Below are 14,231 nucleotides of genomic sequence, written 5' to 3' on the forward strand. Positions count from 1 at the left end.
CGTGTCCTTGATCGCTTCCGACCAATTCCGCATCGTTGTCGGCCTCGGCAAGAGCGGCATGTCCCTGGTTCGCTTCCTGGCGAGCCGGGGCATTGCCTTTGCGGTCGCCGACACCCGCGAGCAACCGCCGGAACTGGACACCCTGCGCCGTGATTACCCGCAGGTGGAAGTGCGCTGTGGCGAGCTGGACGTGGACTTCCTGTGCCGCGCCAACGAACTGTACGTGAGCCCCGGGCTTGCCCTGGCTACCCCGGCGCTGCAACAGGCAGCCGCGCGCGGCGTGAAACTGTCCGGTGACATCGAACTGTTCGCCCGCTACGCCAAGGCGCCGATCATTGCCATCAGCGGTTCCAACGCCAAGAGCACCGTTACCACCCTTGTCGGTGAAATGGCTGCCAAGGCAGGCAAGCGCGTGGCGGTGGGCGGCAACCTCGGCACCCCGGCGCTGGACCTGCTGGCCGATGACGTCGAGCTGTACGTGCTGGAGCTGTCCAGCTTCCAGCTGGAAACCACCGACCAGCTCAATGCTGAAGTGGCCACCGTGCTGAACATCAGCGAAGACCACATGGACCGCTACAGCGGGCTGCCGGCGTACCACCTGGCCAAGCACCGGATTTTCCGCGGCGCTAAGCAGGTGGTGGTCAACCGCCAGGACGCCCTCAGCCGGCCGCTGCCGGTGGAAGGCCGCCCATGCTGGACCTTCGGCCTCAACCAGCCGGACTTCAAGGCCTTTGGCCTGCGTGAAGTCGACGGTGAGAAATACCTGGCATTCGAGTTCCAGGCGCTGATGCCGGCGCGCGAGCTGAAGGTTCGTGGCGCCCACAACCAGAGCAACGCACTGGCAGCCCTGGCGCTGGGGCATGCCGCGGGCCTTGCGTTCGAGCCCATGCTCGAAGCGCTGCGCGAGTTCGGTGGCCTGGCCCACCGCTGCCAGTGGGTACGTGAGCGTAACGGTGTGAACTGGTACGACGATTCCAAGGCCACCAACGTCGGCGCTGCCCTGGCTGCCATCGAAGGCCTGGGTGCCGATATCGAAGGCAAGCTGGTACTGATCGCCGGCGGTGACGGTAAAGGTGCCGAGTTCACGGCGCTGCGCGAGCCGGTCAAGCGCTTCTGCCGCGCCGTGGTATTGCTGGGTCGTGATGCCGAGCGCCTGGCCGAAGCCCTGGGCGATGACGTGCCGCTTGTTCGGGTCAAGACCCTCGACCAGGCCGTGCAACAGTGCGCCGAACTGGCCCAGGCCGGTGATGCCGTACTGCTGTCGCCGGCGTGCGCCAGCCTGGACATGTTCAAGAACTTTGAAGAGCGTGGGCGCCTGTTCGCCCAGGCCGCGGGGGGGCTTGCATGATCTTCGGCATCTTCAAGCCCTACCCGTCGCCGCTGATCAGTGGCCGCGGCATCGACCTGGACTTCCCGATGCTGGCCGGCTGCCTGGCTTTGCTGGGCCTGGGCCTGGTAATGATTACCTCCGCCTCCTCGGAAGTGGCTGCGGTGCAGTCGGGCAACCCGCTGTACCATATGTTCCGCCACCTCGTGTACGTGTTCCTTGGCCTGGTAGCCTGCGGTGCGACCATGCTGGTGCCAATCGCCACCTGGCAGCGCATGGGCTTCATGATGCTGCTGGGCGCTTTCGGCCTGCTGGTCCTGGTGCTGGTACCGGGTATCGGCCGTGAAGTGAACGGCTCCATGCGCTGGATCGGCTTCAGCTTCTTCAACGTCCAGCCTTCGGAAATCGCCAAGGTGTTCGTGGTCGTCTACCTGGCCGGTTACCTGGTACGCAGGCAGACCGAGGTGCGCGAAACCTGGATGGGCTTCTTCAAGCCGTTCATCGTGCTGCTGCCCATGGCTGCCTTGCTGCTGATGGAGCCGGACTTCGGCGCCACCGTGGTGATGATGGGTGCGGCAGCGGCCATGCTGTTCCTTGGTGGGGTGGGGCTGTTCCGCTTCAGCCTGATGGTGGTGTTGGCAGTGCTGGCGGTGTTCGTGCTGGTGCAGGCGCAGCCGTACCGGATGGCGCGGCTTATTACCTTCACCGACCCGTGGTCTGACCAGTTCGGTTCGGGCTACCAGTTGACCCAGGCACTGATTGCCTTCGGTCGGGGCGAATGGCTGGGCGTTGGCCTGGGCAATAGCGTGCAGAAGCAGTTCTACCTGCCCGAGGCACATACCGACTTCGTGTTCTCGGTACTGGCAGAAGAACTGGGTGTAGTCGGCTCACTGGTGACCATTGCGTTGTTCGTGTTCGTCACCGTGCGTGCCCTGTACATCGGCCTGTGGGCCGAGAAGGCCAAGCAGTTCTTTGCTGCCTATGTGGCCTTCGGCCTGGCGTTCCTGTGGATCGGCCAGTTCCTGATCAACATCGGGGTGAACGTCGGCCTGCTGCCGACCAAGGGCCTGACCTTGCCATTCCTCAGCTACGGCGGCAGTTCGTTGGTGATCTGCTGCGCATGCGTGGGCTTGTTGCTGCGTATCGAGTGGGAAAGCCGCACGCATCTTGGCAGCGAGGAACACGAATTCAGCGAAAGCGATTTTGCCGAGGAGACCAGTCATGGCCGCTGACGGCAAGAACGTACTGATCATGGCAGGCGGCACCGGGGGCCATGTGTTCCCGGCCCTGGCCTGCGCCCGGGAGTTCCAGGCACGCGGTTATACCGTGCACTGGCTAGGCACCCCGCGCGGTATCGAGAACGAACTGGTGCCCCAGGCCGGCTTGGCGCTGCACCTGATCCAGGTCAGCGGCCTGCGTGGCAAAAGCAAACTGTCTTTGCTCAAGGCACCGTTCACCCTGGTCAAGGCTGTGCTGCAGGCGCGGCGTATCATTCGCCAGCTCAAGCCGGTCTGCGTACTGGGCTTTGGCGGCTACGTGACTGGCCCCGGCGGCGTGGCCGCACGGCTGTGCGGCGTGCCGTTGGTGATCCACGAGCAGAACGCCCGGGCCGGTACCGCCAATCGGTTGTTGATGCCACTCTCGGCGCGGGTCTGCGAAGCGTTCCCCAACACCTTCGAGGCCAGCGACAAGCGTCGCACCACCGGCAACCCGGTGCGCCCGGAGCTGTTCATGGACGCGCAACGCGCACCCCTGGCCGAGCGCCGTGCACGCCTGCTGGTACTCGGTGGCAGCCTGGGTGCGGAACCATTGAACAAATTGTTGCCTAAGGCCCTGTCCGAAGTACCCGCTGCGTTGCGGCCAGAGGTATTCCACCAGGCCGGCAAGCAACATGCACCGATTACCGCCGAGCGTTATCACGAGGCGGGCGTCGAGGCTCAGGTAGAGCCCTTCATCAAGGACATGGCCCAAGCCTATGGCTGGGCCGACATGGTGGTGTGCCGGGCCGGCGCCCTGACCGTCAGCGAGCTGGCGGCAGCGGGCCTGCCTTCGATGCTGGTGCCTTTGCCCCACGCCATCGACGACCACCAGACCCACAACGCCCAATATCTGGCCCGTGAAGGCGCTGCCTTCCTGATGCCACAAGCGACAACTGGCGCAGCGCAGCTCGCTGAACGCCTGAACGAGGTGCTGATGCAACCCGAGAAACTCAACGTCATGGCAGGCACCGCACGGCGCCTGGCCAAACCTGCTGCAACCAGCACCGTGGTCGATATCTGCCTGGAGGTGGCCCATGGTTGAAAGCCAGAAAGCCATGCCCCAGCCGAAGATGGGCCGTATCCGCCGCATTCACTTCGTCGGTATCGGCGGCGTCGGCATGTGCGGTATCGCCGAAGTGTTGCTGAACCTGGGCTATGAAGTGTCCGGTTCGGACCTGAAGGCCTCGCCAGTTACCGAACGCCTGGAATCGTTCGGTGCCGAGATCTTCGTCGGCCACCGCGCCGAGAACGCCGCCACCGCCGACGTGCTGGTGGTGTCCAGCGCCATCAACCCGGCCAACCCGGAAGTGGCCACCGCCCTCGAGCGGCGCATTCCGGTGGTGCCGCGTGCCGAGATGCTCGCCGAACTGATGCGCTACCGCCATGGTGTGGCCGTTGCCGGTACCCACGGCAAGACCACCACCACCAGCCTGCTGGCCTCGGTGTTCGCCGCTGGCGGCCTGGACCCGACGTTCGTCATCGGTGGCCGCCTGACCGCTGCCGGCACCAATGCCCAGCTGGGCACCAGCCGCTACCTGATCGCCGAAGCCGACGAGAGCGACGCCAGCTTCCTGCACCTGCAGCCGATGGTGGCCGTGGTCACCAACATCGACGCCGACCACATGGCGACCTACGAAGGTGACTTCAACAAGCTGAAGAAAACCTTCGTCGAGTTCCTGCACAACCTGCCGTTCTATGGCCTTGCCGTGATGTGCCTGGACGACCCGGTGGTGCGCGAGATCCTGCCGCAGGTGAAGCGCCCGACCGTGACCTATGGCTTCAGCGAAGAGGCCGACATCCGCGCCATCAACGTGCGCCAGCAGGGCATGCAGACCCACTTCACCGTGCTGCGCCGCGACCGCGAGCCGCTTGAGGTGTCGGTGAACATGCCCGGCAACCACAACGTGCTCAACGCCCTGGCCACCATTGCCATCGCCACTGACGAAGGCATCACTGACGAAGCGATCATCCAGGGCCTGTCCGGCTTCCAGGGCGTCGGTCGTCGTTTCCAGGTGTACGGCGAGCTGCCGGTCGAAGGCGGCAGCGTGATGCTGGTCGACGACTACGGCCATCACCCGACCGAAGTGGCTGCAGTGATCAAGGCCGTGCGCGGCGGCTGGCCAAGCCGTCGCCTGGTGATCGTCTACCAGCCACACCGCTACAGCCGTACCCGTGACCTGTACGACGATTTCGTCCAGGTGCTGGGCGACGCCAACGTGCTGCTGCTGATGGAAGTCTACCCGGCCGGCGAAGAGCCGATCCCGGGTGCCGACAGCCGCCAGCTGTGCCACAGCATCCGCCAGCGCGGCAAGCTGGACCCGATCTACATCGAACGTGGTGCCGAGCTGGCGCCGTTGGTCAAGCCACTGCTGCGCGCCGGCGACATCCTGATCTGCCAGGGTGCCGGTGATGTTGGCGGGCTGGCCCCGCAGTTGATGAAAAGCCCGCTGTTCGCTGGCGCCAAGCAGGAGAAGTCGAAATGACCAGCGCCTACGACAAGCTGCACTCCACCCTGGACGTACAAGCGTTCGGCCGCGTTGCCGTGCTGTACGGTGGCAAGAGCGCCGAGCGTGAAGTGTCGCTGAAGTCCGGTGCCGCGGTGATCGACGCGCTGACCACGGCCGGTGTCGACGTGGTTGCCATCGATGTCGGTGACGACCTGCTCGACCGCCTGCAAAGCGAGAAGATCGACCGCGCCTTCATCATCCTCCACGGCCGTGGCGGTGAAGACGGCAGCATGCAAGGCCTGCTGGAGTGCCTGGGCATCCCCTACACCGGCAGTGGCATCCTTGCCTCGGCGCTGGCCATGGACAAGCTGCGCACCAAGCAGGTGTGGCAGAGCCTGGGTATTCCAACCCCGCGCCACGCGGTATTGGCGAGCGAAAGCGATTGTTTGCAGGCCGCTACGGAACTGGGCTTCCCGCTTATCGTCAAACCCGCCCATGAAGGCTCTAGCATCGGCATGGCCAAGGTGAACAGCGCCCAGGAACTGGTCGCCGCCTGGCAGGACGCCGCTCAATACGATTCCCAGGTACTGGTGGAGCAGTGGATCCACGGCCCGGAGTTCACCATCGCGGTACTGCGCGGCCAGGTGCTGCCGCCGATCGCCCTGGGTACGCCGCACGTGTTCTACGACTACGACGCCAAGTACATCGCCAACGATACCCAGTACCGCATCCCGTGCGGCCTGGATAGCGTCAAGGAACAGGAACTGATCGACCTGACCGCGCGCGCCTGTGATGCCATCGGCATCGAAGGCTGGGGGCGGCTGGACGTGATGCAGGACGAGCAGGGCCGGTTCTGGCTGCTCGAAGTCAACACCGCACCGGGCATGACTGATCATAGCCTGGTGCCCATGGCGGCCCGCGCGGCAGGCCTGGACTTCCAGCAGCTGGTGCTGGCGATCCTGGCTGAAAGCGTGGCGACGCGAGGTTAACAACCATGCAAGGCGCGATGATACGTCAGCAGCAACCCGTTACCGGCCGCAGCAAGCCGGTGCCGCGTGGTGCCAGCCGGCTGGTGGCCGACGAGCCCGTATCGGCGCGCCTGCCGCGGCCAAGCCTGGGCGGCCTCAAGCGCCTGCTGTGGCCGGTGCTGCTGGTGGCGGCCGGCTTTGGTGCCTATGAGGGCGCCATTCGCCTGATGCCGTACGCCGACCGGCCGATTACCAAGATCGACGTGCAGGGTGACCTCAGCTACATCAGCCAGCAGTCGGTGCAGCAGCGTATCGCGCCCTACGTGGCGGCGAGCTTCTTCAGCGTCGACCTGCCGGCGATGCGCGCCGAGCTTGAGCAGATGCCGTGGATTGCCCACGCCGAAGTACGCCGGGTGTGGCCCGACGAGGTGGTGATCCGCCTTGAGGAGCAACTGCCGGTGGCACGCTGGGGTGACGAAGCCTTGCTCAACAACCAGGGCCAGGCCTTCACGCCGCGCGAGCTGGCCAACTACGAGCACCTGCCGCAGCTGGCCGGGCCGCAGCGTGCCCAGCAACAAGTCATGCAGCAGTATCAGGTATTGAGCCAGATGCTGCGCCCCATGGGTTTTTCCATCGCTCGCCTGGAGCTGCGCGAGCGAGGCAGCTGGTTCCTGACCACCGGTGCGAGCAGCGCCGGGCCGGGCATCGAGCTGCTGTTGGGGCGCGACCATCTGGTGGAGAAGATGCGCCGTTTCATCGCCATTTACGACAAGACACTCAAAGACCAGATCACCACTATCGCCCGCATTGATCTGCGTTATTCCAACGGACTTGCCGTTGGCTGGCGGGAACCGATTGCACCGACGACGGCCCAACCCGCCGTTGCGAAGAATTAGAGAGAGGCAGGACCATGGCAAACGCGCATAGCGGCAAAATGATCGTCGGGCTGGACATTGGCACCTCCAAGGTGGTGGCGCTGGTCGGCGAAGTGGGCGAAGACGGCACCCTGGAAATCGTCGGCATCGGTACCCATCCGTCCCGCGGCCTGAAGAAAGGCGTGGTGGTGAACATCGAGTCCACCGTGCAGTCGATCCAGCGCGCCGTCGAAGAAGCGCAGCTGATGGCGGGCTGCCGCATCCACTCGGCGTTCGTCGGCGTGGCCGGTAACCACATCCGCAGCCTGAACTCCCACGGCATCGTCGCCATCCGCGACCGGGAGGTCAGCCTGGCCGACCTCGAACGCGTGCTCGACGCGGCCCAGGCCGTGGCCATCCCGGCCGACCAGCGCGTGCTGCACACCCTGCCGCAGGACTACGTGATCGACAACCAGGAAGGCGTGCGCGAGCCACTGGGCATGTCGGGCGTGCGCCTGGAAGCCAAGGTTCACGTGGTCACCTGCGCGGTCAACGCGGCACAGAACATCGAAAAGTGCGTGCGCCGCTGCGGCCTGGAAATCGACGACATCATCCTCGAGCAGCTGGCCTCGGCCTACTCGGTGCTGACCGACGATGAGAAAGAGCTGGGCGTGTGCCTGGTGGATATCGGTGGCGGCACTACCGACATCGCCATCTTCACCGAGGGCGCCATCCGCCACACCGCAGTCATCCCGATTGCCGGCGACCAGGTCACCAACGACATCGCCATGGCCCTGCGTACCCCGACCCAGTACGCCGAAGAAATCAAGATCCGCTACGCCTGCGCCCTGGCCAAGCTGGCCGGCGCCGGCGAGACCATCAAGGTGCCGAGCGTGGGTGACCGCCCACCGCGCGAGCTGTCGCGCCAGGCCCTGGCCGAGGTGGTGGAGCCACGTTACGACGAGCTCTTCACCCTGATCCAGGCCGAACTGCGCCGCAGCGGCTACGAGGACCTGGTGCCGGCCGGCATCGTCCTCACCGGTGGCACCGCGAAGATGGAAGGTGCCGTGGAACTGGCCGAGGAAATCTTCCACATGCCGGTACGCCTGGGCGTACCGCACAGCGTTCGGGGGCTGAGCGACGTGGTTCGCAACCCGATCTATTCCACCGGCGTGGGCCTGCTCACCTACGGCCTGCTGAAGCAGTCCGAGGACTTGGTCCTGACCGGTAACACCAACAGCAGCAACAACAGCTATGGCGATGAACCGAAGGCCCCCGTGCTTGAGCGTTTCAAGAAGTGGGTCCAGGGCAACTTCTAAGTTTCAAAGCAGTAGTGGTAGGCGCAACAACTAGAGAACTGTAAGGAGAGGGAAAATGTTCGAGCTCGTAGACAACGTCCCGCAAAGCCCGGTCATCAAGGTGATCGGCGTGGGTGGCGGTGGCGGCAACGCCGTCAATCACATGGTCAAGAGCAGCATCGAAGGCGTCGAATTCATCTGCGCCAACACCGATGCTCAAGCGCTGAAAAACATCGGTGCGCGTACCATCCTGCAATTGGGCACTGGCGTGACCAAGGGCCTGGGTGCTGGTGCCAATCCGGAAGTCGGCCGCCAGGCCGCGCTGGAAGACCGCGAGCGCATCGCCGAAGTGCTGCAGGGCACCAACATGGTGTTCATCACCACCGGCATGGGCGGCGGTACCGGCACCGGTGCGGCACCGATCATTGCCGAAGTGGCCAAGGAAATGGGCATCCTCACCGTAGCCGTGGTGACCCGTCCGTTCCCGTTCGAAGGCCGCAAACGTATGCAGATCGCCGATGAAGGCATCCGCATGCTGGCCGAAAGCGTCGACTCGTTGATCACCATTCCCAACGAGAAGCTGCTGACCATCCTGGGCAAGGATGCCAGCCTGCTGTCTGCCTTCGCCAAGGCCGACGATGTGCTGGCGGGTGCCGTTCGCGGTATCTCCGACATCATCAAGCGCCCGGGCATGATCAACGTCGACTTCGCCGACGTGCGCACCGTGATGGGTGAAATGGGCATGGCGATGATGGGTACTGGCTGCGCCAGCGGCCCGAACCGTGCGCGTGAAGCCACCGAGGCTGCAATCCGCAACCCGCTGCTGGAAGACGTCAACCTGCAGGGCGCCCGCGGCATCCTGGTGAACATCACCGCAGGCCCAGACCTGTCGCTGGGTGAATACTCCGATGTGGGTAGCATCATCGAAGCCTTCGCCTCTGACCAGGCCATGGTCAAGGTCGGTACCGTGATCGACCCGGACATGCGTGACGAGCTGCACGTGACCGTCGTGGCCACTGGCCTGGGTGCGCGCATCGAGAAGCCGGTCAAGGTGGTCGACAACACCCTGCAGACCGCCCAGCAGGCGTACGAAGCGTCCAACCCTGCACCAGTTCGCCAGGAGCAGCCAGCGGTGAACTACCGTGACCTGGAGCGCCCGACCGTGATGCGCAACCAGGCCCATGCAGGTGCTGCTGCAGCCGCTAAACTGAACCCTCAGGACGACCTGGACTACCTCGATATCCCGGCTTTCCTGCGTCGTCAGGCTGATTAATGGAATTTATCAGGGGTATAAAGGTGATTGGTATTCATCAAAGGTTGGGTCTGTTATCATCCCCAGCCTTTGTTGATACCTGTTCGCAATTTGCGCTGAAGCGGCCAATGCCATGATTAAACAACGCACCCTGAAGAATACCATCCGTGCCACAGGTGTCGGTCTGCACTCCGGGGAGAAGGTTTACCTGACCCTCAAGCCTGCACCTGTTGACACCGGCATCGTCTTCCGCCGCGCCGACCTCGACCCTGTGGTCGAAATCGCTGCGCGTGCGGCCAACGTCGGCGAGACAACCATGTCGACGACGCTGGTCAACGGTGACGTCAAGGTCGATACGGTCGAGCACCTGCTCTCCGCCATGGCGGGCCTGGGCATCGATAACGCCTACGTCGAGCTCTCCGCCTCGGAAGTGCCGATCATGGATGGCAGCGCCGGTCCTTTTGTATTCCTGATTCAGTCTGCCGGCCTGGAAGAACAGGACGCAGCCAAGAAGTTCATCCGCATCCTGCGTGAGGTAACCGTGGAAGAGGGCGACAAGCGCGCCACGTTCCTGCCTTTCGAAGGCTTCAAGGTGAGCTTCGAGATCGACTTCGATCACCCGGTCCTCAAGGGCCAGACCCAGAGTGCAGTCGTCGACTTCTCCAGCACGTCGTTCGTGAAGGAAGTCAGCCGCGCCCGCACTTTCGGCTTCATGCGTGACATCGAGTACCTGCGCAAGCACAACCTTGCGCTGGGCGGCAGTGTCGAGAACGCCATCGTGGTCGACGAGACCGGCGTGCTTAACGAAGACGGCCTTCGTTCCGATGACGAATTCGTCAAGCACAAGATCCTCGACGCCATTGGCGACCTCTATCTGCTGGGCAACAGCCTGATTGGCGAGTTCAAGGGCTACAAGTCCGGCCACGCGCTGAACAACCAGCTGCTGCGCAAGCTGATTGCTGAAACCGATGCCTGGGAAGTGGTTACGTTCGAAGATGCCAGCACGGCACCGATCTCGTACATGCGCCCTGTTGCGGCCGTGTAAGTTCGAACACTCTCTCTAGTGTTGTAATCAAGGCCACCTTCGGGTGGCCTTTTTTATGGCTTGCCCTGAGCGTGGGCGGCCAACCGTTCCAGCGCCGCCCGCAACTTCGGATCAGCTATCCCCTCGGCAGTATCAAGCAGGCTTTCGGCCGCAGTATTGGACAGCTCGGCCGCATGCCCGCCACGCTTGGCCGGCACCAGCGGCGGCTGCACCTTGTACAGGATGCGCCGCAGGTTGCCGAAGGCTTCCATGGCCTGGAGCGCCGCCAGCAAGCGCTTTTGCTGGTAACGCAGGCGGGTGGCCCAATGACCGTCGGTTACCACCAGCAACAAGGTGCCGTCACGCCATGAGGCGACATGGCAGTGCTCGCGGGCAGCCGGTTGCAATTGGCTCTCCAGCAGGCGCTGCAAGTGCTCCAGGCGCTCGGCCTGGTTCAGCAGCAGGCGCAGCGGGCGCACCTGGCGCAGCAGGGCTGAAGGTGGCTGGGCGGGGGAGGGTTTGTAGGCCATGGGGTTCGTATGAGGTTGCAAGAACCGCAGTTTAACACCTCTGTTACCTGTGCCGGCCTCTTCGCGGGCTTGCCCGCTCCCACAGGTATTTCACAGGATCCGGACCTGTGGTGATCCTGTGGGAGCGGGCAAGCCCGCGAAGAGGCCGGCACAGGCGGCACAAGATAAGACTAATTCTCGATAGCTTTCATGTTGCCAGGCCTTGAACTCAGGGAAAATGCCCCTATCTAAAACAGGCCCCCGCCAAAACGCTGTAATAGCATCGTGGAAATCCACCACTTTCCTCACCATCGTTTCCGGGTAGAATGCTCGTTCGCATGCGGCCTCAGGGCTGCACGGGCGACTCATGGGGCCGCCCTCCATCCCTACGTGTGGAAGATCCTGCCGATATGTTTGCGCCTTTGTTAAAAAAACTTTTTGGAAGCAAGAACGAGCGTGAAGTGAAACGCATGCTCAAGACGGTGAGTATCGTCAATGCCTTCGAAGAGAAGATGGTGGCCCTCTCCGACGAGCAACTGCGGGGCAAGACCGCAGAGTTCAAGGAGCGCCTGGCCAAAGGCGAGACACTGGACCAATTGCTGCCTGAAGCCTTTGCCGTGGCCCGTGAGGCCGGCAAGCGCGTCATGGGCATGCGCCACTTTGATGTGCAGCTGATCGGCGGCATGACCCTGCACGAGGGCATGATCGCAGAAATGCGTACCGGTGAAGGCAAGACCTTGGTCGGTACCCTGGCCGTGTACCTCAACGCACTGTCCGGCAAGGGCGTGCACGTGGTCACCGTCAACGACTACCTGGCCCGCCGTGACGCCAACTGGATGCGCCCGCTGTACGAGTTCCTCGGCCTGTCGGTCGGCATCGTCTCGGCCTTCCAGCCGCCGGAAGAAAAGCGCGCCGCCTATGCGTCCGACATCACCTACGGCACCAACAACGAATTCGGTTTCGATTACCTGCGCGACAACATGGCATTCAGCCAGGAAGAGAAGTTCCAGCGTGAACTGAACTTCGCCGTGATCGACGAAGTCGACTCCATCCTCATCGACGAAGCGCGTACCCCGCTGATCATTTCCGGCCAGGCCGAGGACAGCTCCAAGCTGTACATCGAGATCAACCGCCTGATCCCGCGCCTGACGCAGCACATCGAGGAAGTGGAAGGCCAGGTCACCCAGGAAGGCCACTTCACCATCGACGAGAAGAGCCGCCAGGTCGAGCTGAACGAAGCCGGTCACCAGTACATCGAAGAGATGCTCACCCAGGCCGGCCTGCTGGCCGAGGGCGAGAGCCTGTACTCCGCGCACAACCTGGGCTTGCTGACTCACGTCTACGCCGGCCTGCGCGCGCACAAGCTGTTCCACCGCAACATCGAGTACATTGTCCAGGACGGCCAGGTACTGCTGATCGACGAACACACCGGCCGTACCATGCCGGGCCGTCGCCTGTCCGAAGGCCTGCACCAGGCCATCGAGGCCAAGGAGAACCTGAACATCCAGGCCGAGAGCCAGACCCTGGCTTCGACCACGTTCCAGAACTACTTCCGCCTGTACACCAAGCTGTCCGGCATGACCGGTACCGCTGATACCGAAGCGTTCGAGTTCCAGTCGATCTACGCCCTGAACGTGATGGTCATCCCGCCGAACAAACCACTGGCGCGTAAAGACTTCAACGACCTGGTGTACCTGACCGCCGACGAGAAATACGCTGCGATCATTGCTGACATCAAGGAAAGCATGAAGCAGGGCCGGCCGATCCTGGTAGGTACCGCGACCATCGAAACCTCCGAGCACATGTCGAACCTGCTCAAGAAGGAAGGCATCGACCACAAGGTCCTGAACGCCAAGTACCACGAGAAAGAAGCCGAGATCATTGCGCAAGCCGGTGCCCCGGGTGCGCTCACCATCGCCACCAACATGGCTGGCCGTGGTACCGACATTCTCCTGGGTGGGAACTGGGAAGCCGAAGTGGCCACCCTGGAAAACCCGACTGCCGAGCAGGTCGCCCAGATCAAGGCCGGCTGGCAGAACCGTCACCAGCAGGTGATCGAAGCCGGTGGCCTGCACGTGATCGCTTCCGAGCGCCACGAGTCGCGCCGTATCGACAACCAGTTGCGTGGCCGTTCCGGCCGCCAGGGTGACCCGGGTTCCAGCCGCTTCTACCTGTCGCTGGAAGACAGCCTGATGCGTATCTTCGCCTCTGACCGGGTGAAGAACTTCATGAAGGCCCTGGGCATGCAGTCGGGCGAGGCCATCGAACACCGCATGGTCACCAACGCCATCGAGAAGGCACAGCGCAAGGTCGAAGGCCGCAACTTCGACATCCGCAAGCAGTTGCTCGAATACGACGACGTGGCCAACGAGCAGCGCAAGGTGATCTACCACATGCGCAACAGCCTGCTGGCTGCCGAGAATATTGGCGACACCATCGTCGAATTCCGCAAGGAAGTGCTGGACGCTACCATCAGCCAGCACATCCCGCCGCAGTCGCTGCCTGAACAGTGGGATGTGGCCGGCCTGGAAGCTTCGCTGGCCAGCGATTTCGCCATGAAGCTGCCGATCCAGCAGTGGCTCGACGAGGATGATCACCTCTACGAAGAGACATTGCGCGAGAAGCTGCTGAACGAGATCACTACCGCCTACACCGAGAAGGAAGACCAGGCCGGTATCGACGCGCTGCGTACCTTCGAGAAGCAGATCCTGCTGCGCGTGCTGGACGACCTGTGGAAAGACCACCTGTCGACCATGGACCACCTGCGTCACGGTATTCACCTGCGCGGCTATGCGCAGAAGAACCCGAAGCAGGAGTACAAGCGCGAATCGTTCACCCTGTTCCAGGAGCTGCTCGAGTCGATCAAGCGCGACACCATCCGCGTGCTGTCGCACGTTCAGGTTCGCCGCGAAGACCCGGCCGAAGAGGAAGCCCGCCTGCGCCGCGAGGCCGAGGAGCTGGCCAGCCGCATGCAGTTCCAGCATGCCGCTGCCCCAGGCCTTGAGAGCGAGCAGTTGAGCGAGGAGGGCGACGAAGTGGCCGTTGCCTCGGCACCTGTACGCAACGACCAGAAGCTGGGCCGCAACGAGCCGTGCTGGTGTGGTTCGGGCAAGAAGTTCAAGCATTGCCACGGGCAGATCGAGTGATCTGACCGGGTTGTTGTCACCTGATACATCCTGGGGCCGCTTTGCGGCCCTTTCGCGACACAAGGCCGCTCCTACAGGAATAGTGACAACCTGTAGGAGCGGCCTTGTGTCGCGATGGGGCGCGAAGCGGCCCCGCTTTTTGTACAT

Annotated in this window: 11 protein-coding genes; 10 read left to right on the forward strand and 1 reads right to left on the reverse strand. The window is 63.3% G+C overall.

Annotated features, from left to right (window positions below; translation table 11 throughout):
• Nucleotide 1: 1 nt before the first annotated feature.
• The 9 genes from murD to lpxC all read left to right on the forward strand — a co-directional run bounded on the left by murD (nucleotide 2) and on the right by lpxC (nucleotide 10,450).
• Entirely contained in the window at nucleotides 2-1,348 is a 1,347-nt protein-coding gene (murD, locus tag ACIQUI_RS01735) for a UDP-N-acetylmuramoyl-L-alanine--D-glutamate ligase (RefSeq protein WP_403194808.1), read from the forward strand.
• Nucleotides 1,345-2,559: a putative lipid II flippase FtsW gene (gene ftsW / locus ACIQUI_RS01740; RefSeq protein ID WP_060499795.1), complete on the forward strand. Its 1,215-nt coding sequence runs from the start codon at nucleotides 1,345-1,347 to the stop codon at nucleotides 2,557-2,559. Before murD ends, ftsW begins: the two co-directional genes overlap by 4 nt.
• Nucleotides 2,549-3,628 carry an undecaprenyldiphospho-muramoylpentapeptide beta-N-acetylglucosaminyltransferase gene (murG, locus tag ACIQUI_RS01745; protein WP_403194470.1) on the forward strand — a complete coding sequence of 360 codons (1,080 nt, stop codon included), beginning with the start codon at nucleotides 2,549-2,551 and terminating at the stop codon, nucleotides 3,626-3,628. The genes ftsW and murG overlap by 11 nt, the downstream gene beginning before the upstream one ends.
• Nucleotides 3,621-5,069, forward strand: coding sequence for a UDP-N-acetylmuramate--L-alanine ligase (murC, locus tag ACIQUI_RS01750; RefSeq protein WP_016713564.1), 1,449 nt, complete (start codon nucleotides 3,621-3,623; stop codon nucleotides 5,067-5,069). Before murG ends, murC begins: the two co-directional genes overlap by 8 nt.
• Entirely contained in the window at nucleotides 5,066-6,022 is a 957-nt protein-coding gene (locus ACIQUI_RS01755) for a D-alanine--D-alanine ligase (protein ID WP_403194472.1), read from the forward strand. The genes murC and ACIQUI_RS01755 overlap by 4 nt, the downstream gene beginning before the upstream one ends.
• 5 nt (nucleotides 6,023-6,027) lie before the next feature.
• Nucleotides 6,028-6,897 (forward strand): cell division protein FtsQ/DivIB, encoded by an 870-nt coding sequence (locus tag ACIQUI_RS01760; protein ID WP_016498051.1) that lies wholly within the window; start codon nucleotides 6,028-6,030, stop codon nucleotides 6,895-6,897.
• 14 nt (nucleotides 6,898-6,911) lie between these two features.
• Nucleotides 6,912-8,174 carry a cell division protein FtsA gene (gene ftsA, locus ACIQUI_RS01765; protein ID WP_403194474.1) on the forward strand — a complete coding sequence of 421 codons (1,263 nt, stop codon included), beginning with the start codon at nucleotides 6,912-6,914 and terminating at the stop codon, nucleotides 8,172-8,174.
• A 55-nt stretch (nucleotides 8,175-8,229) separates the two neighbouring features.
• Nucleotides 8,230-9,426: a cell division protein FtsZ gene (gene ftsZ / locus ACIQUI_RS01770; protein WP_284354440.1), complete on the forward strand. Its 1,197-nt coding sequence runs from the start codon at nucleotides 8,230-8,232 to the stop codon at nucleotides 9,424-9,426.
• 112 nt (nucleotides 9,427-9,538) lie between these two features.
• Nucleotides 9,539-10,450: a UDP-3-O-acyl-N-acetylglucosamine deacetylase gene (gene lpxC, locus ACIQUI_RS01775; protein ID WP_391127704.1), complete on the forward strand. Its 912-nt coding sequence runs from the start codon at nucleotides 9,539-9,541 to the stop codon at nucleotides 10,448-10,450.
• A 53-nt stretch (nucleotides 10,451-10,503) separates the two neighbouring features.
• On the opposite strand, the gene ACIQUI_RS01780 is transcribed toward lpxC, so the two are convergent.
• Nucleotides 10,504-10,959 (reverse strand): DUF721 domain-containing protein, encoded by a 456-nt coding sequence (locus ACIQUI_RS01780; protein ID WP_403194477.1) that lies wholly within the window; start codon nucleotides 10,957-10,959, stop codon nucleotides 10,504-10,506.
• A gap of 389 nt (nucleotides 10,960-11,348) precedes the next feature.
• On the opposite strand from ACIQUI_RS01780, the gene secA reads away from it, so the two are divergent.
• The gene (gene secA / locus ACIQUI_RS01785) at nucleotides 11,349-14,084 is read left to right on the forward strand and encodes a preprotein translocase subunit SecA (protein ID WP_403194479.1); all 2,736 of its coding nucleotides are present in this window, start codon (nucleotides 11,349-11,351) and stop codon (nucleotides 14,082-14,084) included.
• The last annotated feature ends 147 nt before the right edge of the window (nucleotides 14,085-14,231 follow it).

Origin of the sequence: Pseudomonas sp. NPDC090592, from assembly GCF_044769185.1 — a bacterium.
In the GTDB taxonomy this organism is placed as follows: Bacteria; Pseudomonadota; Gammaproteobacteria; order Pseudomonadales; family Pseudomonadaceae; genus Aquipseudomonas.